Raw genomic sequence first — 21,306 nt, forward strand, 5'->3', positions numbered from 1 at the left:
GTTGTGAAGGATCCAAATGTCAGGTCTTGTAATGAAGCAGTAATAGACTGAGAGTTCCTTGTTTCCAACAGGAAATTGGTAAAGCAGGGAGGTACGCCCAGGTTTGTCAAGTCTACTTTGCCTTCAAAGAAGTCTCCAATGGGATAATTGGCTGAAGCATAAGTGAATCCCGCTGGAACTGGTTCAACTGCAGCATTTACAGCAGCAGTACTACTTGTTGTAGGCCCGGTTAATGCACCATTATTCCATACATAAATAAAGATATCAGCTTGTCCCCCACCTTGTGTAAAATGGCTTACAACCAAAATGTCCCCATTGGTGTGAGAGCCTGAGAATGTACCAGATGTAGTACCTACAAGGCTGACAGCAGATTTGAAAAACCAAAATCCGATGGCAGCATCACCATTATTTACTGCGCGGTCACCGGCGAAATAAAGCATGTTATGCCCTCCTTCAGTACCTAAAATGGCAGCACCATTAGTGATATCACCTTTATTATTGGTTTGCCCATTGCTCCATGCCCAGGATGAAATGGCCCCGCCATCTTTTGACCCCTGAGTAAATTGATTGTCATTAGAATTGTTGGCATCATGCGAATAGGCATTATACGTCTTATTGGCCCAATCACTGGCATCCCCGTTGATAGTAATTACCTGGGCGGGAAGATTGAAGGAAAAAAACATTACTAATACTAAAACTGATAAGAGCCTGGTGATGCCAGATCTATTATCAGTCTGGCTTAGAAATTGTTTGACGAGTTTAGATTTAAATTCCATAAAACAAGGTTTAAGAAGTAATTAAATAACTCTGCTTCCTTGTTCTCAGAGGATGTTTATGTAATTCTCAATCAGGTAGCAGGACAGTTGGAGGAATTTTAAAAACGGGTGTTTATAGAAATTGCAACAGCCTTATATACATAACTTTCCTGTTAACCCGAATCGCCCTGTCAACAGGCCATAAGAGGCTTTAGAATTTACTTGATCCAAATGAAATAGGTAAACTAAACGGGAGGTGATTTATCCAGCAATTGAATTTTTCCACTTAGCAGATACGCAAACCTCTTCCAGGTATTGTGTAGAACGCAAATAGTAATTGGTTGCATAATTAATGGGTTAAAGGCATATCAATATTAAAATGGCATATCAATACGTAATTAACTTCAGCAGAAGTCAACGCTTTAACAGGGAGGAACTGTTTTATAGTGTAAGGGTCAAAACAGTACTTCAGACCAATAAAAAGGATGCTTAATTTGTATTCAACCTGGTGCGGGTTAGAGGAGCTTAGAAGGATAGGTGATAACACTTAGTCGATACTAAGTTATAACTGTTTAATTAATATGTAATCAATTTATAAAAATATTTTTTCTATGAAATTGTATCATGGTTTTTTTATCATTGATTTGATCTCCTCTTCCAGAATTGCTTTGGAGATTTTAGCTTCAAAAAACTTCCTGTAAATAGTTTTATTATTGATAAACAAACTAGCTGGAATAGATCCGGACCACTCCTTATCCACTGCCGGGCAAAACAAGTCTGCATTGGTTTCATCGAGGTAAACAATCGTTGCATTAACATGATGCTTTTCTGCAAATGATTTGATCTTTTTATAATCTTCCGGCAAGTCGAGACTCACCAATACCAGTTTCAAACCAGTGTCTTTATATTGTGCTGACAGTTCCTGGAAATACGGTAGTTCTTCCAGGCATGGTTTGCAAAATGTGGCCCAGAAATTCAAGATCAAAGGTTGGTTTGAATTGCGAATGATATTTTCCAGGTCCGCCAGTTTCCACCTGGGTATCTCCTGCCCTGCTGCATGCACAGAACAGAACAGGAATAAGATCATTACATATTTAGAGATCATCTTCACGGTTCAATGCCCATTGGTTGAATAATGTATTGACATGTTCCCTGGTAAGCTTTTGCTGATCATAATGCCCTGCAGTTTGTTTTTGCCTGTAGGCTTCATACAAGGTAACCGCGCAGGCTACACTGATGTTCAATGACTGAATCATGCCAACCTGGGGTATCACAAAACTTCCATCCGCCAGGGCATTGATCTCATCACTGACACCATACTGTTCGTTCCCAAAAACAAGGGCCATACTCCTGGTTAGTTCCATGCTATATAAACTTATCGAATTAGCAGTTAAGCTGGTGGTGAAAATGGATGAATAGCTTTTCCTGATTGCGGCAAAACAGTCAACAACATCTTCAAACTGATGAACGGTAACCCATTTGGCGGCACTCCTGCTGCTGCGAAACCCCCATTTTTTATGCCTGGGTATCCTGGTGTTCAAGACAAATATTTCCTGTATGCCGACGGCATCGCAACTGCGCATGACGGCAGAAATATTGTGCGGGTCAATTACATTTTCAAGTACCACGGTCAGGTCATTTTGCCTGCAGGCCAACACCTTTTCAAATTTTTGGCGGCGCTCTTCGGTCATAATATTGCAAACTACATTACAACAATGATTTTAAACAGATTATTACCTAAATTGCACCCCCGTTCGGGACGTAGCGCAGCCCGGTAGCGCACTAGCATGGGGTGCTAGGGGTCGCAAGTTCGAATCTTGTCGTCCCGACCAATTAAAGGGCAATCAATAAAATGGTTGCCCTTTTTTATTTTGTAAGTAGCTCGATTATGGCGGGCTGCGTCGGACATGGCCTGACAATACGTAATTTTCTATTGCTTATTATAAGAAGTATCTTCCTGAGTTATACGGGTAAGAAAATGTCGCCCCGCCGGGGCTTTACCAGTTTCCTCCGTATGCCTTCTTCTACCAAAATACCGCCCTTACAGAGCTCCGCACTAACTGGATTTATTGCATTACTTCTTTCTAAATAATTTCTTTATGCAGGTTTAAACCTGGGCAAATCTTGTATATGCAAGTGGCTTGTGAACTGTTAATGATGAAAATTGTGTCTCATGTGATAGGCCATTCAGCAAGATCGTTTGCCACCGAAACACTAATTGCAAAGCCGGGCCTTTATTTTGAGATAACTATGTCTTGCAGGCTGTTGGTTAAAGCCCGACAATATGGGTTAAGAATCAGTAAAAAATGTTTGTGTTTTAATAGAATAATTATAAAACACTGTACAGTCCTTTCAAGTCATTTAAAAGACGTATATTTATTATTCAAGCGGTTAGCTTCTCGCCTCGTTTTAGTTATTATTGTTTTTTTATTTAGATTTTTCTTTTATTAGTCAAGTTTATTTTTAATTCAGTTTTTATTATTTCGTCTTAAGAAGTTAACTCTTGTAGAGAGGGCAGCGTAAAAACTGCCCTTTTTTATTACATACATATTTGCAGCACCTCAACCAATAAGTCGCATTAGAATACTGGCTCTCATAATTGCAAGATTTGATCTGTGGAGAATGGATATTTTCCTTTTGTTCAACTTTTTTTTCATTAATAGGTTATGCGTTAATCAAAGGCACAACTTTTAATTTTTCTCAACTTTTCTACAACCTGGTTGTTATATACCTATTCGATCTGCTATAGCTGAATCACCCTGGGAAACTTACATTTTTAACCATTAAAACAAATGCCCAATGTGGAAGAATCTTTTGGTGGCACTGGTGCTGCCTGCTCTTTTATTTGTTTCCTGTCAAAAAAACTCCAGCGATTTTCAAAATCAAAACCCAGCCGGGGAAAACATCGTTGCCTTGCTTCAAAAATTATCCGTTGAAATACATAAAACCAGCGATGCCCATGCCAGGAATACGCCGCGCCAGGCAAGCTTTCAACTTTTATCCTTTGCCATCGCAAAGGCAGGACTGGCTAACGAATTGAACGATCCAAAATTTGCTTACACTTTATTTGCACCTACTGATGAGGCATTTGCTTCATTGGGATTGGGTACCCGCCAGGCTATCAGTAGTGTGCCTGTAGATAAGCTGAAAGCTATCTTGCTGTACCATGTGCTGGGTAGTAAGGTGCTGGCAGCCCAGGTTCCAACAACTTATACCACTCTCACCATGTTGAGTAACCAGGCGGCTTATATCATTCGTCGAGATGCCAGTGTATTTATCAATGGCACTCCAGTGGTAGCTGCAGATATTGCAGCAAAGAACGGGGTGATACATGCAGTCGACCGTGTGCTGTTACCACCCGCAGGTAATATTGTGGAAGTGGCTGCTGCTAATCCCAACTTTACATACCTCGTTGCTGCTGTACAAAAAGCAGGACTTGTTAATGCACTGGCAGGTGCTGGTCCCCTGACTGTATTCGCGCCCACCAACCAGGCGTTCATTGATGCTGGTTTTCCAACTATCGCCTCTATTGAAGCTGCGCCAGCATCGGCATTGATTCCTATACTTACCTATCATGTTTTCGCCGGCCGGGTTTTCTCATCCGACCTTATGAATGGACAAATGTTGACCATGCTGTCTGGTGGAATGACCACTATATCTCTGACTAATGGTGCACAAATAAATGGTGCCAATTCAGCACCTTCAACTATTATTCAGACCGATGTTATGGCTACCAATGGTGTGATCCATGCTATCGACAGGGTATTGCTTCCCTAATCATTTGATGACTGTGGAGGAATTTATAAAATGTAATCCTCCCAAGTTTGGGTTCTGTATTAAAATAATTATTGCTTTTAGCCTGGGCATTTTCAGAAGCATCCCTGCAATTAAAGGGCAACCATTTTCTGGTTGCCCTTTTTTAGTTTGGCAAGAGTATAGATTTCCTGCCCAAACTCATTTGCTGTTTTTTGGTTGATTAATAAATTTGTCCTGTTCTTCGGGATGTAGCGCAGTCCGGTAGCGCACGTCGTTCGGGACGACGGGGACGCTGGTTCGAATCCAGTCATCCCGACCATTCACAATTATCTTCTGATCTGGGTCTTCCCCCGGTCATTTGCCGGGAACGTTTTACTATTGCTGAGCTTTTTCTAATAAGTTACGCTGCCTGCTTTCTCATTCAATATCTACATTATTATTTTAAACCCTGAATGGTTTAAAAATTGCATTTCCAGTTTTTGTAACATATGGAAACAAGAAAGCAAAAATCCAAATCATTGATTAAGAAATTCAATGAAAATCATGCACCTATTCCAGAGGGCACCTTAGTTGTAATAGGCGGTAAAGAAAATAAGGGCCAGGAATCACCTGATAACAAAAAGAAACCTTCCGATTTTATAAAATTGGAAGTATTGAAAGCATTTAAGGATGCCACGCATAAGCGTGATCCGCATGTGGAAGTGATCACTACTGCCAGTAATGAAGGAGCCCAATCGTTCGGGGATTATAAAAGAGTGTTTGAGAAAATTGGTATTAGCCGGATTGGTCATATCCACCATGAAAGAAGGCAGGAAGTTTTAGATGATCCTTTATTGGAAAGGATCAAAAATGCAGATGCTTTTTTCTTTTCAGGGGGTGATCAATTACTACTAACAGCCATTTATGGGGGAACTGATTTCCTTAGGCTACTAAAACAACGATATATACAGGAGGCAATTGTAATTGGAGGTACCAGTGCTGGAGCGATGTCATTGTCCACCCCGATGATCTATGCAGGTAGTGAAGAAGTGCAGGAACTGGGTGGTCAAATTAAGGTAGCCATGGGTCTTGAGTTTCTTAAAGATGTGTGTATTGATACACATTTTGTACATCGCGGACGTTTTGTTCGGCTGGCCCAGGTGGTCATTACCAATCCAACAAGCATTGGCATCGGGATTGGAGAAGACACCTGTATTTTGGTACAGAATGGTAAAGAGATCCAGGTTTTAGGAACGGGGTTGGTTGTGGTAATTGAAGGTTTCAAAATCGAAGAAGCGAATATTAAAGAGTTTGCTGATGATAAACCTATAACGGCGAGAAATCTTACGGTTCATTTATTATCCGATGGAAACACCTATACCATACAACAGATCAATCCTCCTCATAAATAACAATAAAGGCAAGCAAGATTGATTTGTTGTTTTTGAAAACTGGTTTAAATATATTCAAAACTCATAGCAGGCTATATGGCGGAACAACAGGCAGTGGTAAAAAAACTGGAAACATTACTTCGGTCAAGGTCAGACTTAAAAGATGCATTAGAGACTTCCCTGCAAAATGCTGGCAGGCCGGGGTTAACAACTTTGGAAGATTTTTACAACTATCTCAATAACATTCTTACGCATATTCCAAATGAAAAAGAATTAATGCCTTCTGTAAGGGAATTCTATTTCGTCATTTGGAGATCACCCGGCGATCTGTTAAAAAAGGATACTGCATTTAACGACTGGATGAATGAATTTGTAGTTTCCAGGGGCAATTTTATGGACACAACAGCATCGGCTGAAACCTTGCATACTTTTATAAGTAACCCAGATTATCATATTGAAGATTACGCAAAAACACCGAGTGGATGGTTAACCTACAATCAATTTTTAGCAAGACAGGTTAAGCCTGGTAAACGACCCGTTGCGGCCATTTGTGATGACGACATTCTTGTTTCACCAACGGATAGCGAGTATAGAGGTCAATGGATAATAAAGGAAAATTCCTCGTTAACTGTAAAAGGTCAACTTTATTCAATTAAAGATTTGCTTGGCGAATGTGCATTCAGAGACAGGTTTAAAGGTGGTTTATTCACGCATAGCTTTTTAAGTGTAACAGATTATCACCGTTACCATGTTCCGCTAAGCGGCAAAGTTGTAGAGATCAAAAAAATACCCGGGCGCACCTGGATTGAAGAAGCTGAAAAACCCGATGGTTCGTTGGAAAACGTTGATAATGTGGGGTTTCAATTTACCCACACCAGGGGATGTATGATCTTGGAAACTTTTATTGGTTACATAGCCTTAATTCCTGTTGGAATGGGGCACATATCCTCCGTAAACTTTATTGTTGATGAGGGTGATGTACTTCAAAAGGGAAATGAATTCGGATACTTTGCATTTGGCGGCTCGGATTTTATCATGCTTTTTGAAAAAGATAAGGTGACCCTGACAGCGGAGGAAAAAAAGCATTATAAACAGGGAGAAGAAATTGGGCATGCTATCTAAGTAATGAGGCTGAATATACCATGTATGGTACCGGATGAAATCCAAAGACCCTAAAGGCATATTTTATCCAATTTTTCAATCTATCCATTATCTTCGCTGCTTAATGGATATTCTATTAAGGCAAGTACGCATAATTGATCCCTCCTCGCCTTTTCATCAGCAAAAAGTAGATATTCTTATTCAAAATGGAATAATTAGCCAGGTTGGTGCAATTGATTCCAAAGCTTCAAAGGAAATTCAAATTGAAGGTTTACATGTTTCTACTGGCTGGGTTGATGTATATGCCAATTTTTGTGACCCGGGACTGGAATACAAGGAAACACTAAGCACGGGCGCGCAGGCTGCTGCTGCAGGTGGTTATACCGATGTTATGGTCCTTCCTAATACAGCGCCTGTGGTCCATAACAAATCAGGTATTGAATACATGGTTCAGAAAGGAAGGTCGTTGCCGGTTACTATCCATCCTATTGCCGCCATCACTAAAAACGCGGAGGGTAAGGAACTGGCTGAAATGTATGATATGCATGAAAGTGGTGCTGTAGCCTTCAGTGATGGTACCAATACAATCCAGTCCTCCGGAATTTTATTGAAAGCGTTACAATACTTAAAGGCTATAGATAAAACGATCATCCAGGTTCCGGATGATAAAGCCATCAGTGCTACAGGGTTAATGAATGAAGGGATTGAATCCACCCGTCTTGGCCTTCCCGGGAAGCCTGCCATTGCAGAAGAACTGATGGTGCAAAGAGATATAGAACTGGCTAAATACACCAATTCCAGGATCCACCTGACAGGAGTTAGCACCCGGAAGTCTATTGAATTAATCAAGGCAGCCAAAAAGGAAGGTATTGCTGTTACATGCTCTGTTACACCTTATCATATTTGCTTTTGCGATGAGGACCTGGCGCAATATGATACCAATTTGAAGGTAAATCCTCCTTTGCGCACCAGGAATGATATGGAAGCCATTAGAACTGCTGTTGCTGATGGCAATATTGATTGTATTGCCACCCATCACCTGCCACAGGATACGGATCATAAAGTGCTGGAGTTTGAATATGCAGATTATGGTATGACCGGTCTGGAAACCTGTTTTTCCGCCATTCATTCCTGCATGCCTGAATTACCACTGGAGAAACTGGTGTTGCTTTTAAGCAGCAATCCTCGCAGGATCTTTGACCTGGAAAGAAACACTATCGATATCAAAGCCAATGCCTGCCTCACTTTATTTTTGCCGGCAGAAAAATGGACCGTTAAAACCCTCCACACCAAATCGAAGAACAGTCCTTTCGTAGGAAAAGAACTTACCGGAAAGGCTATAGGCATTATTAATAAAGACAAGCTATTTTTGAACGAATATTAAAATCATGGAAGAAAGGAAGCCTATCACCCATATTACTGCAGGATTGATCATTGCAGGTTTGGTCATCGTTTTTGCAATCATTACCAATTTTCTCGGGCTGACCCAGCAAAAAAGCCTTGGATTTCTGCAATACCTGCTCATAATTGGTGGGCTCATGTTTTTTGTAAACCAGTTTGGTAAAGCAAACAATTACACCAAAAGCTTTGGCGACCTGTTTGCCTTTGGATTTAAATCCACAGCAGTATTCACCTCCCTTTATATTATTTTCATTATTATCTTCTTTTTGCTATTTCCTGATATCAAAGAAAAATCTTTGGAAATGGCACGCCAGCAAATGGAACAAAGTCCCAACGTTACTGACGACCAGATCGATAAAGGAATGGAGATAGCCAGGAAATTCTTCTGGGTGGGGGTCGTGGGTGGCTCGCTGCTGGTTTTTGTAATTGTGGGCGCTATAGGTTCTTTATTGGGAGCAGCCATAACAAAGAAACAACCTCATAATCCTTTTGACCAACCAGCCGTATAATGGATCTATCCATCATAATTCCTTTAAAGAACGAAGAAGAATCGCTACCTGAATTGGCTGCCTGGATCCGCAAGGTTTGCGACGAGAACCAGTACACCTACGAGATAATCATGGTGGATGATGGCAGTACTGACAATTCCTGGGAGGTCATTGAAAAATTACGTATCGCTGATAGTAACATCAAGGGTATAAAATTCCAGCGCAACTATGGCAAATCTGCTGCATTGAATGAAGGCTTCAAAGCTGCTCATGGCGATGTGGTGATCACTATGGATGCTGATCTGCAGGATAGTCCCGATGAGATCCCGGAGTTGCGGAAAATGATCGTAACCGATGGCTATGATATGGTCAGCGGCTGGAAGAAGGTTCGTTTTGATAATACACTGACAAAGAATATTCCTTCCAAGTTTTTTAATTCAGTTACCAGCAGGGTTTCACATATAAAGCTGCATGATTTCAATTGTGGCCTGAAAGCCTATCGGAAGAAAGTGGTGAAGAGCATAGAAGTTTATGGCGAGATGCACAGGTATATTCCTGTACTGGCTAAATGGTCGGGATTTAAAAAGATCGGTGAAAAGGTGGTTGAGCACCGCCCCCGGAAATATGGCGTTACCAAATTTGGCTGGGAGCGATTTGTAAATGGTTTCCTGGACCTGTTATCAATTACGTTCGTTGGTAAATTCTCTAAAAGACCCATGCACTTCTTTGGATTGTGGGGCACTTTATTTTTCATGGTGGGCCTGGGTATTACATTATACCTGATCATAGCCAAGTTTGTGGACGCATCAGTAGCGTTAACGAACAGACCTGGTTTTTACCTGGCACTCACCTCGCTGATCATTGGTATGCAGCTATTCCTTGCTGGATTTATATCTGAACTTATTGCCCGCAACGCCCCCGGAAGGAACACCTATCTCATTGAAGACAAAATAGGTTTATAATGCAGCGTATCATTATTATGGGTCCTGCCCACCCGCTGCGCGGAGGTTTGGCAACATTTAACCAGCGCCTGGCAGAGGAATTTAATAAGGAAGGAAATGATTGCTCCATCGTGTCTTTTTCCTTGCAGTATCCTTCGTTTCTTTTTCCAGGCACCACACAATATTCTTCTGATCCTGCACCTCAGCATATACAAATCCTCTCCGTTATAAATTCCATCAACCCCTTGAACTGGTTATCGGTGGGAAGGAAACTTCGGCGTGAAAGACCGGAAATTATTGTTGTGCGTTTCTGGCTTCCTTTTATGGGACCGGCACTGGGCACCATTTTGCGATTGATTAAAAAAAACAGGCACACCCGCATTATATGTATAGCGGATAATGTGAAGCCACATGAAAAAAGGCCTGGAGATAAAATATTTACCAAGTATTTTTTACAATCCTGCGATGGCTTTGTTACCATGAGTGAGAAAGTGCGTAATGATCTTTTTGAATTTGAAACAAAAAAGCCCGTACAGCTGATTCAACACCCGCTCTACGATAATTTTGGAGCCATTATGTCTAAGGATGAGGCCCGTAAGCACCTGGGCCTTGCACCTGGAGACAAGATCATTTTATTCTTTGGTTTTATCAGGCAGTATAAAGGATTAGATCTTTTATTGCGAGCTATGGCAGATAAAGAGCTCCGGCAACAGGGAATCAAACTACTGATAGCGGGTGAATTTTATGAGGACGCTAAACAATACCTTGACCTTGTAAGGGAATATAACCTGCAAGACAGGGTGATCTTAAAAACGAATTTTATTCCAGACAGCGAGGTGAAATTCTATCTCTGTGCCGCTGATTGCGTTGTTCAACCTTACCGCAATGCCACGCAAAGCGGGGTAACACCCCTGGCCTATCATTTTGAAAAGCCCATGATCGTAACCAATGTAGGTGGCCTCCCCTCCCTGGTGCCTCATGAAAAAGCGGGGTTGGTTTGTGAGCCTGATCCTACTTCCATTGCGCATGCAATTGCCCGTTTTTATCAATTAGGGGATAATTATTTTATTCCGCATCTTCGCAGTGAAAAGCAAAAGTACTCCTGGAGCCATTTAACTAAAGCGATCATTTCTTTGGCGAAAAGCCTGTAAGCTTTCTCCAATTATTGCCCGGCGGTACTGCTCAAGCAGAAATATCATGATCTATAGAAGTAAAGCCCCTTTACGTATCGGACTGGCAGGTGGTGGTACAGATGTAAGCCCCTATAGCGACTTGTATGGAGGTGCCATTCTCAACGCAACTATTTCTTTATATGCCCAGGCCACGATAGAATTGCTTGATGAACCACGGATCATCCTGGAAGCATTTGACCGCAATGAAAAGGAGGAATATGAACTGGAAAAGGAATTACCCCTGGATGGCAGGCTGATATTGTTGAAAGGCGTATATAATGCAATTCAAAAAGATTATGGCCTGAACTGCAAGGGATTCAAATTATCCACTTTTGTGGATGCGCCTGCCGGTTCGGGATTAGGTACTTCCTCTACTCTTGTTGTAGCCATTATTGGCGCTTTTGTAGAAATGTTACGGCTTCCACTTGGTGAATATGATATTGCCCATTATGCCTACCAGATCGAAAGAAAATATTTGAACCTGGCCGGAGGGAAACAGGATCAGTATGCTGCTACTTTTGGCGGGGTGAACTTCATGGAGTTCTATGAAGACGATAAGGTGATCGTAAATCCGCTTCGTATCAAACAGCAGTATCTTTTTGAGTTGGAAAACAATCTAGTATTGTACTATACTTCCACCAGCAGGGAATCTGCCCGTATCATTGAGCAGCAGTCAAAGAATGTAGTGGCTAAAAAAGATGCTTCGATAGAAGCCATGCACCAGCTAAAGCAGCAATCCCAGATGATGAAAGAAGCCCTGTTAAAAGGCAGGCTCCATGAATTTGGTGAAATACTGGATTATGGATACCAGCAAAAGATCCAGATGGCAGAAGGTATCTCCAATCCCCTGATGGAAGAGATCTACCAGACCGCCAGAGAAGCAGGAGCAACCGGCGGCAAAATATCAGGTGCAGGTGGTGGTGGTTTCATGATATTTTATTGCCCCGGAACCACCAAATACCAGGTCATTAAAAGCCTTCAGAAATTTGGTGGTGTGCACCGTAATTATGCATTTACGGAACATGGTTTAAAATCCTGGACTATTTAACAACCGAAGAAAATGGAAAAGATCAAAAACATCATACAGGCATCAATCAGTGTAAAAGAACAGGTGTTGGAGAACGAAGCCTTGCTGCAAACTATCGTGAGGGTGTCAGAAACAATTGTGAACTCTTTACAAAACGGCGGGCGCATATATTTCTGTGGCAATGGAGGCAGCGCAGCCGATGCCCAACACCTGGCTGCGGAATTTTCGGGCAGATTTTATACAGACCGGAGGGCATTACCTGCTGAAGCATTGCATTGCAACACATCCTATCTCACGGCAGTGGCTAACGATTATAGCTTTGAAGTTGTTTATGCCCGGCTGATTGAAGGTATAGGTAATAAGGGAGACGTTTTGGTAGGATTATCCACTTCAGGTAACTCTGCCAATATTGTCAGGGCATTTGAGGTTGCCAGGGAAAAAGGTATTATCACCATTGGCTTTACAGGAATGACAGGCGGCGTGATGAAAGAGATATCCGATCATCTCATTAATATACCCTCAATTGATACACCAAGGATACAGGAAAGTCATATCCTCCTTGGCCATATTGTTTGCCAGCTTGTGGAAGAAAATTATTTCTCCTGATTTATAATTTACATATTGTAGTGTTATTGTAGATGAAAGAAGCAATCATATTAGCGGGTGGATTAGGAACAAGGTTGCGGGAAGCAGTTCCTGACCTTCCAAAATGCATGGCCCCGGTGGCAGGAAGGCCATTTATTTCCTATGTTATTGATCACCTGCGCATGCAGGGCATGGAAAGCTTTGTATTTTCCCTAGGATATAAATGGGGCGTTATTGAAAATTATTTACTCACGCAATATCCTACCCTTCAGTATACAACTGTAATTGAAGACGAGCCTTTGGGAACCGGTGGCGCCATCAGGCTGGCCTTGCAAAAAACAACCGGGAAAGATATAGTTATTGCCAACGGGGATACATTATTTAAAGTCAATCTTGAAGATGTCCTTAAAGTGCACCGGAAGCATCAATCTTATTGTACACTATCACTAAAACCCATGAAGGCATTTGATCGATATGGTGTAGTGATGACCGATAGTGAGGACAAGATCGTTTCATTCCAGGAAAAACAATATTATGCAGAGGGGTTGATCAATGGCGGGTTATATATCCTGGACAAGGAAAAATTCCTGGAGCACAGTTTTGATCCCGTTTTCTCATTTGAAAAGGATTACCTGGAGAGGTATTACAAACAAGAACCCTTTTATGCATCTGTACAGGATGGTTATTTTATTGATATAGGCATACCTGAAGATTTTCAAAAGGCGCAAGCTGATCTTCATAAGGACAAACCCGATCTTTCTGCTATCGATAAAGAATGGACACTATTCCTTGACCGGGATGGTGTGATCAATGAAGAGATTTTGGGTGAATATGTAAAGCACTGGGGTGAATTTATATTCAGCAAAGGCGTATTGGATACTTTTAAAAAGTTAAGTGATCGTTTTGGAAGGATCATTGTGATCAGCAACCAGCGTGGCGTAGGTAAAGAAATAATGACTGAGGCGGACCTGCAAAGCATTCACCTGGAAATGCAACGAGAAGTGGAAATTGTCGGCGGGAAAATTGACAGGATCTATTATTGCATTGATAAAAATGACAAATGTTTTAACCGCAAACCCAACCCGGGCATGGCCTTACAGGCTATTAAAGATTATCCTGGCATAGACCTGGGAAAAACGATCATGGTAGGGAACAAACCCAGTGATATGCGCTTTGGAAGGGGTGCCGGGGTTTATACCGTGTTTGTAACAACAACCAATCCTGGCCAGCCTTTTCCCCACCCGGATATAGATCTGATGTATCCTACCCTTTCTGCCTTTGCAGAGGCCTTGTAATCTTAGGATAATTTTTGATTTTTTTTGTCGTTCTTAGCAAGAACAAAGCATCCATTATTGTGAAAAAACCAGTTTTCATATTAGCATTCCTGATTTTTACAGTTACCAGCTTTTCGCAGGTTCAGCCGATCAATCTGAATGATATTAAGGTGCTGCACAAAAAAGAAGACTCTTTAAAGCGTTTGATGAAGGATCTTTTCCTGGATAGTCTTACTGCAGGCAGGATGCGGAGTGACAGCTTATTTATCCGCACACTGGTTCGCAGCCTTCAGGTTAAAAACTCCTTTTATTATCCTTTTGATTCTTTACAGGGTGTATCAAAGGTATATGCCCCTGACAGTACATTCAGGATCTTTACCTGGCAGCTCGATTACGATGGCATGTATGTCAGGCAACGTGGTGCCATTCAATACAACACACCCAATGGCAGTTTGAAACTGGTGCCATTAAGGGATTATTCAGAGTTTGCAGATAATGCCATGGATTCCATCAGGAACAAGGATACCTGGATCGGTGCTGTGTATTACAATATTGTAGAGACAAAGTACAATGGCAAGAACTACTATACATTATTTGGCTATGATGAGAACAGTATCCGCAGCAATAAGAAATGGATAGAAGTAATGACCTTCGACAATCGTAACATGCCCGTATTTGGTGGTTCTTATTTCACTTTTGATAAAGACAGTGTAAAAAGAGATCCAAGGTACCGGTACAGCATTGAATATAAAAAAGACGCCTCCACTACTCTCAATTATGACCCTGAGCTTCAGATGATCCTGGTTGATCACCTGGTTTCAGAATCTGATGAACCTGATAATCCATGGACCTTGATCCCCGATGGAGATTATGAAGGATTTAAATGGGTTAATGGCAAATGGCAGCATGTAGATAAGGTCTTTGACCAGAAATTAAAGGATGGTGAATTTCCTATGCCTGATCCTATTCGTGATGCCAATGGAAACAACGACGAAAAGAAATTGCAGGAAAGAACGGACCAGAATAAGACCAAAGTAAAGAAAGGAAAAGAATAAAAAAAGCCCTGTAGGTTACAAGGCTTATATTATTAAATCCAGGTATTTTTTATTCATCCAGTTTCAATACAGCCAGGAATGCTTCCTGTGGCACTTCCACATTACCGATCTGCCTCATTCTCTTTTTACCTTCTTTCTGCTTTTCCAATAATTTACGTTTACGGCTGATATCACCGCCATAACATTTGGCAGTAACATCTTTGCGCATGGCCGATATATTTTCACGAGCCAAAATCTTAGCGCCTATGGCAGCCTGGATGGCAATTTGGAATTGCTGGCGGGGAACCAGTTCTTTTAATTTCTCACATAATTTACGACCAAACTCCTGTCCCTTACCCCTGTGAATCAAGGCACTCAAGGCATCCACTTTATCATTGTTCAGAAGAATGTCCATTTTCACAATATCAGCTTCCCTGTATCCTATGGGATGATAATCAAATGAGGCATAACCCCGTGTCTGGCTTTTCAATTTATCGTAAAAGTCAAATACGATCTCTGTTAAAGGCATTTCAAAAACCAGTTCTACCCTTGTTTGTGTCAGGTAGCTTTGATTGATCAGGATACCACGCTTACTTAAACAGAGCGTCATAATATTACCTATATATTCCGGTTTGGTAATAATCTGTGCCCTGATGAATGGCTCTTCAATACGATCCGTCTTGACAGCCTCTGGCATCTCCGCAGGATTGTTCACTATGATTTTCTCGCCCCTTGTCGTATAAGCAATAAAACTTACGTTGGGAACTGTTGTAATCACTGTTTGATTAAATTCTCTTTCCAGCCTTTCCTGGATGATCTCCATATGGAGTAATCCAAGAAATCCGCAACGGAATCCAAATCCAAGGGCCTGGGATGTTTCCAATTCGAATGTCAGTGAAGCATCGTTTAACTGCAGTTTATCCATGCAGTCGCGCAGTTCTTCAAATTCATCTGTATTTACCGGAAAAATTCCTGCAAATACCATTGGTTTTACTTCCTGGAATCCTTTAATAATTTCCTGGGTTGGATTAAGGGCATTTGTGATAGTATCTCCTACTTTCACTTCTTTAGCATTCTTAATACCGGTAATGATATAGCCAACATCACCTGTTGTGACTTCCTTCTTTGCTTCGAGTCCCAATTTCAAAATCCCCACCTCGTCAGCTTCGTATTCCTGGTTTGTTGATACAAATTTTACTTTATCTCCCTTTTTTAATGTTCCATTGACTATTCTGAAATAGACGATGATACCACGGAAACTATTGAATACACTATCAAAGATGAGTGCCTGCAAAGGAGCATTTTCTTTTCCTTTTGGGGCAGGAATACGATCAATGATAGCTTCGAGGATAGCATCGACACCAATACCGGTTCTTCCGCTGGCAAGCAGAATTTCTTCGGGCTTGCATCCTATCAGTTCAATGATCTGGTCCTTGACCTCCTCAATCATAGCTCCATCCATATCAATTTTATTGATAACTGGAATGATCTCAAGGTCATTGTCAATGGCCAGGTATAAGTTGGAAATGGTTTGTGCCTGGATACCCTGGGTGGCATCTACCAGCAATAATGCGCCTTCGCAGGCAGCAAGGGCACGGCTCACCTCATAGCTAAAATCCACATGGCCGGGAGTATCAATCAGGTTGAGAATATAGTCTTCCCCTTTATGTTTATGATTGATCTGGATAGCATGACTTTTAATGGTAATACCTTTTTCTCTTTCCAGGTCCATATCATCCAGTACCTGGTCCATCATTTCCCTGTCACTGATCGTATGTGTGGTTTGCAATAAACGATCAGCCAAAGTGCTTTTACCATGGTCGATATGTGCAATAATGCAAAAATTCCGGATGTTCTTCATTTTCTGTATTCCCTTAAATATAAAATAAGCCCCATGCTCCCTTAAAAGCTTAGGAAGGCGTGCAAAGGTAACAGATTTGGGTGGCATATAAGGGATGAAATGACTGCTTTAACAGGTGATTACAGCATAGTATTGGTTTGCAGCACCTCGATCAGAATGCTGAAATAAGCTGCCTGTAACTATGATATTAAGTAATCCCTAAATTGACTTTTTCCTTTTTAGTCAATTTGTTCTTCACCAGGTCGTAACTCTGTTTGATGCGCGCCTTCCATTCTTCATTATGGATGGACGCCGGATTGCTTACCAGCACCCATTTCGCTCTTGCCATATAAGGGGCAGGCAAAAAATTACCTGTAGCACAGAGTTCTTCAAATTCCTCATCTTTTACCTTAAATGAGCATTTCAATGGCGGTTCCAGTGAGCAAACGCAAAACATCCTGGTACCTACAGAAAATACCAGGTCATTACCCCATTTGATATCTTCTGTAGCTGCAGGTAATGAAAGACAATAGCTTCTTAATTGTTCAATTTCCATTGCTAACCAGTTGTTTGAATGTATACATATAATTATTTTTTACAGATTAAATATAATTGTTAACTTAAAGTCTTCCATAAACCATAAAACCTTCAATATGAAAAAGTTCCTACCTGGACTCTTACTCATTTTATTATGCACCAACCTTAATGCTCAACTATTAAAACGCCTTGGCGACAGGGCTAAGCAAAAAATGGAGCAAAAAGCCGGTGATAAAGTAGACAAATCAATTGATGATGCAGTGGACGGAAAGAAGGGAGCATCCAATTCAAACAGTAATGCTGACCCTTCAGCCACTACAGAAGACAATAACACTTCCGAGTCCGTCAAGACAAAAAATTCATCATTGGTCACCTATGCAAAATATGATTTTGTGCCGGGTAATAAGATCATATTTGAAGACAATCTTTCTTCGGAAACTGAAGGTGAATTTCCTTCTTTGTATAATACCTCCAGCGGGCAGGCCCAGGTGGTAGACCTGAAAGGTGTTAAGGCAATCCAGGGTATAGGATGCGTAAATCTTGTGCCCCGGGTAAAGGGTAGTGAGAATGGAGGTGATTATTTACCTGATCAATTCACCCTGGAATTTGATGCTTATTTCGCACCGCAATGGGGAGCATCTGGCTGGTGGTGGACCAAGCTTAGTTTTTATGATGAAACTGATAAAAATGCGTACAGTTATAGGGAAACTGTGCCTGAAGAATTGACAATAGATCAGAAAGGTGCCAAGTATAAGGATTTTACATCTGAAGTTCCTGAAGCTAAAATGCATGGAGGCTGGAATCATATAGCGATTGCAGTCAATAAAAACTTATTAAAGGTTTATATCAATGAAAGCCGCACTATCAATGCACCTGCGTTTACAGGAAATCCAAAAGCTATTACACTGAATATAACCCCAAATGGTTGTGATAATAAAGCCATTGCCTACATAAAGAATGTCCGTATCGCTGAAGGCGGCATAGACTATTATAAAAGAGCCACACAGGAAGGGAAGTTCATTGCAAGAGGTATCAGTTTTGACTATAACCAGGCTACTATCAAACCTGAAAGCATGGGTGAGTTGAATCGCATTTCTAAAATGATGACTGATAATCCTGCATTAAAGTTTGAGATTGGTGGACATACGGATGCTGATGGTGATGAAGCGTATAATCTAAAACTTTCACAACAACGTGCCGATGCTGTGAAGGCTCAATTGGTGAGTATGGGAATCGATGATTCAAGGCTTACAACTAAAGGTTACGGCAAATCAAAACCTATCAGTGATAATAATTCTCCTGAAGGAAAGGCTAATAACCGCAGGGTTGAATTCGTAAAGATTTGATAATGCTGTAATAACCACCATTAACCCCAAAACCAAAACAATGAAAAAAATAGTTTTCAGCCTCCTGGCTATTGTATGTATTTCAGCTACTTTATTAATGAGCATTTATGAATCATTGAATATTTCAAAGGATGATGCTAAGAAATGTTTGTTGCTTTCAATCACCAGTGGATACCTTGACAGGAATGGCCATCCAGACCTTTTAACCAATGCCAAGCAATTATCCGAAGACGATAAAGCGGAAGGCATTCGACAACTGATTCAATTGGCACATGAATATTCTACCTCGGATGAATTCAAAAAAGACTATAAGAAATGGAGAAATGAAAAGCTGAATCATGATAGTAAAACGAAACTTGGATTACCCAAATTTGGTAAGATCATCAGCAATAAAATAGACAATCAAATTGATAAGGGAGATAATGAAAAGAAATATCCCCAGGATCCAGGTGACATGATCAAAAAGAGGTTAACGGATTTTCTTGCTATTTCCTCCACAGTTGATTTTGATGCACAACTAACTTCAGCACGCACCTTTGTAAAGCCTGAGTATGAAAAGAAACCTGGTGAATGGAAAATGTGTTACAGGGCCGGAAGATCTGTGGTTGAAGCCGCCCGCGTAGAAGCCCAGAAATGGCTGGATGAATTGAACAACAAATAAGCTTTTCATCTATATAAGAACCAAATAAAAAATGAAAACTGGACTCACATTTTTACTGCTTATTGTATTATCTGTTTCATTTGCTCAGAACATTCCTTCCAAGGCTGAAATGGACAAGCTGATGAAGCGGGTGAATGCCATGGCGGAAAGTGCAAAGAAAGATCCGAGGATGGCTGCTTATTCTCAACAAAAGTCTGAAGCTATTCCATTTGGTCAGAAAAATAAGAAAGCCATTGCAGCTTTGTTAGATCATCCACTATCTGGAACTGAAATCAAATCTTTTGTAAATAATATAAAACTAGAAGTACAGAAAAGAGTTGGTACATCTACAAAGGAATCAGTAAATACAGAAATTGTTGGTTTTGGTGGTAATGCGGAAAAACTTGATGCTGCGGCTGTAATGGCCTGGTACAATTCTTCACCGGAACAGGCATTATTATTATCCCTGGAAGCAAGTGCACAAAATCCCGATAACTTATTGGGACTAAATAACCTTGCTGCCATCATGAATTTAGGAGGTATTCCTTTTAAAGCGGTGCCTATTTTGAAAACCGTGCTTCAACAGGTGCCTCAAAATGCTATTGCTTTAAATAATCTGGGTCAGTCATATGCCAGGATGGGAATGCTGGATTCCTCCATGAAGTACTTAAAACTCTGTGTAGCAAATCAACCTTATCATCCTGAGGCAAATAATACAGCAGGCCTTATTGAATCCAGCAAAGGAAATAATACTGCTGCTATTGAATATTTCAAGAATTCATTAAGAGGAGCATTTACAGAAAATGCCGAGGAGAGAATGAGTGAATTGGCACCAGAAGAGAGATTATACAAAATGGTCAGACCCAGGGTTCAATTTCCCTCATATTTTAATGAAAACAAATTCAAATTGCCAGCGCAATGTGAAAATGTTTGGCAAGCAGATTCGATCAAAATACTTCATGAACAATTTGTAGAAAACTTACAAAAACTTGAAGAGGTCTATAATTCCTTGAAGGAGGATGAAAGCAAATTGGGAACAGAAGTTGTTCAAAAACAAATGAAGTCTTTACTACAATCTCCTGGCAATTCTTCTTTACTTCTCCCATTTAGCAAACTAGGTATGAGAATGATGGGCGAATGCGCAATAGACCTGGGGAATCAATATGAAACATTGAGTAAATACCTGGAGAAAAAGGAAAAAGAAATGGAGTTGTTAACCCGCGATTTTCATAACGACACAAAGGTTAGCATGTCATGTGAACAATTCGATGAAATGGCTAACAGGTACCTCGCTAAAATGGCTGCAATAAGGAGAGATATGCAGGTTAAACAATTAAATTATGCAAAGCTGGTCTTTAATGATATGTCTTACTGGGGATACCTGGCTGGTTTGAATAAACACCTTGCCAATTCAGCATTTTATGGTTCAGTCTCTAAATACCTGGGTGATGTTAGAGCTATGGCTACAACCACATATGAAAAACCTAATTGCTCCTATCCAGGTCACGAGGGAAAAAAAGAATCTGAAGAAGATGAGGCTCAAAAGCCCGAATGCCCGTTTGATATCAACATTCCATTTATCATAGGAAAGCTGGTACTTAATTGCGATAAATTTAGCTTCAAGGCAGGTGAAGCTCTCGTTTTTTCTTATGAAAAGGATTTTAGTTCTCAACAATCTACTCTATCAATTGGTGCAGGATTAGGATTCGAAAGTAACCACTCGATATTGGGAATTACCGGGACAACTAATGTTGGAGCGTCAGAATCTTTTTATATCTGTTTTGATGCAAATAACAGCATATCAGATGCAGGGATAAGTTTTGAAGCGAATGCAACGGCTTCTGCAACTGCCGAAGGAGGATTAAAAGGAACGCTTACCCTTTCAAAAGATATTTCAGCGGGAGCAGCAATGGGTTATAAAATAGGCATCAATTCCGGGATAAGTTTTAATGAAGGAAGTATTGATGCAGGGCCATTAAGTAACATTGTTACGCCTCTGTTTAAAAATTAAGTTCAATAAAAAATGTCGCTTTAAAAAA

Annotated in this window: 19 protein-coding genes and 2 tRNA genes; 16 read left to right on the forward strand and 5 right to left on the reverse strand. The window is 40.8% G+C overall.

Annotated features, from left to right (window positions below):
- The 3 genes from BP74_RS19855 to BP74_RS19865 form a co-directional block, all read right to left on the reverse strand.
- The coding region (locus BP74_RS19855) for a hypothetical protein (protein WP_496376974.1) at positions 1 to 776 on the reverse strand (776 nt) is incomplete at its 3' end.
- A gap of 601 nt (positions 777 to 1,377) precedes the next feature.
- Positions 1,378 to 1,860, reverse strand: a complete 483-nt coding sequence (locus BP74_RS19860) for a TlpA family protein disulfide reductase (protein WP_496376976.1) — start codon at positions 1,858 to 1,860, stop codon at positions 1,378 to 1,380.
- Complete coding sequence (locus BP74_RS19865) at positions 1,850 to 2,446, reverse strand: TrmH family RNA methyltransferase (protein WP_496376978.1); 597 nt, start codon at positions 2,444 to 2,446, stop codon at positions 1,850 to 1,852. Before BP74_RS19865 ends, BP74_RS19860 begins: the two co-directional genes overlap by 11 nt.
- 64 nt (positions 2,447 to 2,510) lie before the next feature.
- Between BP74_RS19865 and BP74_RS19870 the strand changes: the two genes are divergently transcribed.
- The 13 genes from BP74_RS19870 to BP74_RS19930 all read left to right on the forward strand — a co-directional run bounded on the left by BP74_RS19870 (position 2,511) and on the right by BP74_RS19930 (position 14,925).
- Positions 2,511 to 2,587 (forward strand) — tRNA-Pro (locus BP74_RS19870).
- 967 nt (positions 2,588 to 3,554) lie between these two features.
- Positions 3,555 to 4,532 (forward strand): fasciclin domain-containing protein, encoded by a 978-nt coding sequence (locus BP74_RS19875; RefSeq protein ID WP_496376980.1) that lies wholly within the window; start codon positions 3,555 to 3,557, stop codon positions 4,530 to 4,532.
- Positions 4,533 to 4,753: 221 nt separating this feature from the next.
- A tRNA-Pro gene (locus tag BP74_RS19880) sits at positions 4,754 to 4,830 on the forward strand.
- A 169-nt stretch (positions 4,831 to 4,999) separates the two neighbouring features.
- Positions 5,000 to 5,902 (forward strand): cyanophycinase, encoded by a 903-nt coding sequence (locus BP74_RS19885; RefSeq protein ID WP_496376982.1) that lies wholly within the window; start codon positions 5,000 to 5,002, stop codon positions 5,900 to 5,902.
- Between the two features lie 75 nt (positions 5,903 to 5,977).
- On the forward strand, positions 5,978 to 7,003 hold the full coding sequence (locus BP74_RS19890) for a phosphatidylserine decarboxylase (protein ID WP_496376984.1): 1,026 nt from the start codon (positions 5,978 to 5,980) through the stop codon (positions 7,001 to 7,003).
- Between the two features lie 103 nt (positions 7,004 to 7,106).
- Complete coding sequence (locus tag BP74_RS19895) at positions 7,107 to 8,366, forward strand: dihydroorotase (RefSeq protein WP_496376986.1); 1,260 nt, start codon at positions 7,107 to 7,109, stop codon at positions 8,364 to 8,366.
- Between the two features lie 4 nt (positions 8,367 to 8,370).
- Positions 8,371 to 8,892, forward strand: coding sequence for a DUF4199 domain-containing protein (locus BP74_RS19900; RefSeq protein WP_496376988.1), 522 nt, complete (start codon positions 8,371 to 8,373; stop codon positions 8,890 to 8,892).
- On the forward strand, positions 8,892 to 9,833 hold the full coding sequence (locus BP74_RS19905) for a glycosyltransferase family 2 protein (protein WP_496376990.1): 942 nt from the start codon (positions 8,892 to 8,894) through the stop codon (positions 9,831 to 9,833). Before BP74_RS19900 ends, BP74_RS19905 begins: the two co-directional genes overlap by 1 nt.
- Positions 9,833 to 10,963 (forward strand): glycosyltransferase, encoded by a 1,131-nt coding sequence (locus BP74_RS19910; protein ID WP_496376992.1) that lies wholly within the window; start codon positions 9,833 to 9,835, stop codon positions 10,961 to 10,963. Before BP74_RS19905 ends, BP74_RS19910 begins: the two co-directional genes overlap by 1 nt.
- A 46-nt stretch (positions 10,964 to 11,009) precedes the next feature.
- Positions 11,010 to 12,032: a GHMP family kinase ATP-binding protein gene (locus BP74_RS19915; RefSeq protein WP_496376994.1), complete on the forward strand. Its 1,023-nt coding sequence runs from the start codon at positions 11,010 to 11,012 to the stop codon at positions 12,030 to 12,032.
- Between the two features lie 12 nt (positions 12,033 to 12,044).
- A complete protein-coding gene (locus BP74_RS19920) occupies positions 12,045 to 12,617 on the forward strand; it encodes a D-sedoheptulose-7-phosphate isomerase (protein WP_496376996.1) in 573 nt (190 codons plus the stop codon).
- A 32-nt stretch (positions 12,618 to 12,649) separates the two neighbouring features.
- Positions 12,650 to 13,891: an HAD-IIIA family hydrolase gene (locus tag BP74_RS19925; protein WP_496376998.1), complete on the forward strand. Its 1,242-nt coding sequence runs from the start codon at positions 12,650 to 12,652 to the stop codon at positions 13,889 to 13,891.
- Between the two features lie 59 nt (positions 13,892 to 13,950).
- Positions 13,951 to 14,925, forward strand: coding sequence for a hypothetical protein (locus tag BP74_RS19930; RefSeq protein ID WP_496377000.1), 975 nt, complete (start codon positions 13,951 to 13,953; stop codon positions 14,923 to 14,925).
- Positions 14,926 to 14,974: 49 nt separating this feature from the next.
- Here the strand turns inward: BP74_RS19930 and lepA are convergent, their stop codons facing one another.
- Positions 14,975 to 16,852: a translation elongation factor 4 gene (gene lepA / locus BP74_RS19935; RefSeq protein ID WP_496377002.1), complete on the reverse strand. Its 1,878-nt coding sequence runs from the start codon at positions 16,850 to 16,852 to the stop codon at positions 14,975 to 14,977.
- 100 nt (positions 16,853 to 16,952) lie between these two features.
- Positions 16,953 to 17,300: an MmcQ/YjbR family DNA-binding protein gene (locus tag BP74_RS19940; RefSeq protein ID WP_496377004.1), complete on the reverse strand. Its 348-nt coding sequence runs from the start codon at positions 17,298 to 17,300 to the stop codon at positions 16,953 to 16,955.
- A gap of 97 nt (positions 17,301 to 17,397) precedes the next feature.
- On the opposite strand from BP74_RS19940, the gene BP74_RS19945 reads away from it, so the two are divergent.
- The 3 genes from BP74_RS19945 to BP74_RS19955 are packed head-to-tail and all read left to right on the forward strand — an operon-like array spanning position 17,398 to position 21,278.
- Positions 17,398 to 18,627, forward strand: coding sequence for an OmpA family protein (locus tag BP74_RS19945; protein ID WP_496377006.1), 1,230 nt, complete (start codon positions 17,398 to 17,400; stop codon positions 18,625 to 18,627).
- Positions 18,628 to 18,667: 40 nt separating this feature from the next.
- Positions 18,668 to 19,288, forward strand: coding sequence for a hypothetical protein (locus BP74_RS19950; RefSeq protein ID WP_496377008.1), 621 nt, complete (start codon positions 18,668 to 18,670; stop codon positions 19,286 to 19,288).
- Between the two features lie 31 nt (positions 19,289 to 19,319).
- Positions 19,320 to 21,278, forward strand: coding sequence for a tetratricopeptide repeat protein (locus BP74_RS19955; protein WP_496377010.1), 1,959 nt, complete (start codon positions 19,320 to 19,322; stop codon positions 21,276 to 21,278).
- Positions 21,279 to 21,306: the final 28 nt, after the last annotated feature.

The sequence above is a fragment of the Flavisolibacter ginsengiterrae DSM 18136 genome (assembly GCF_059568575.1).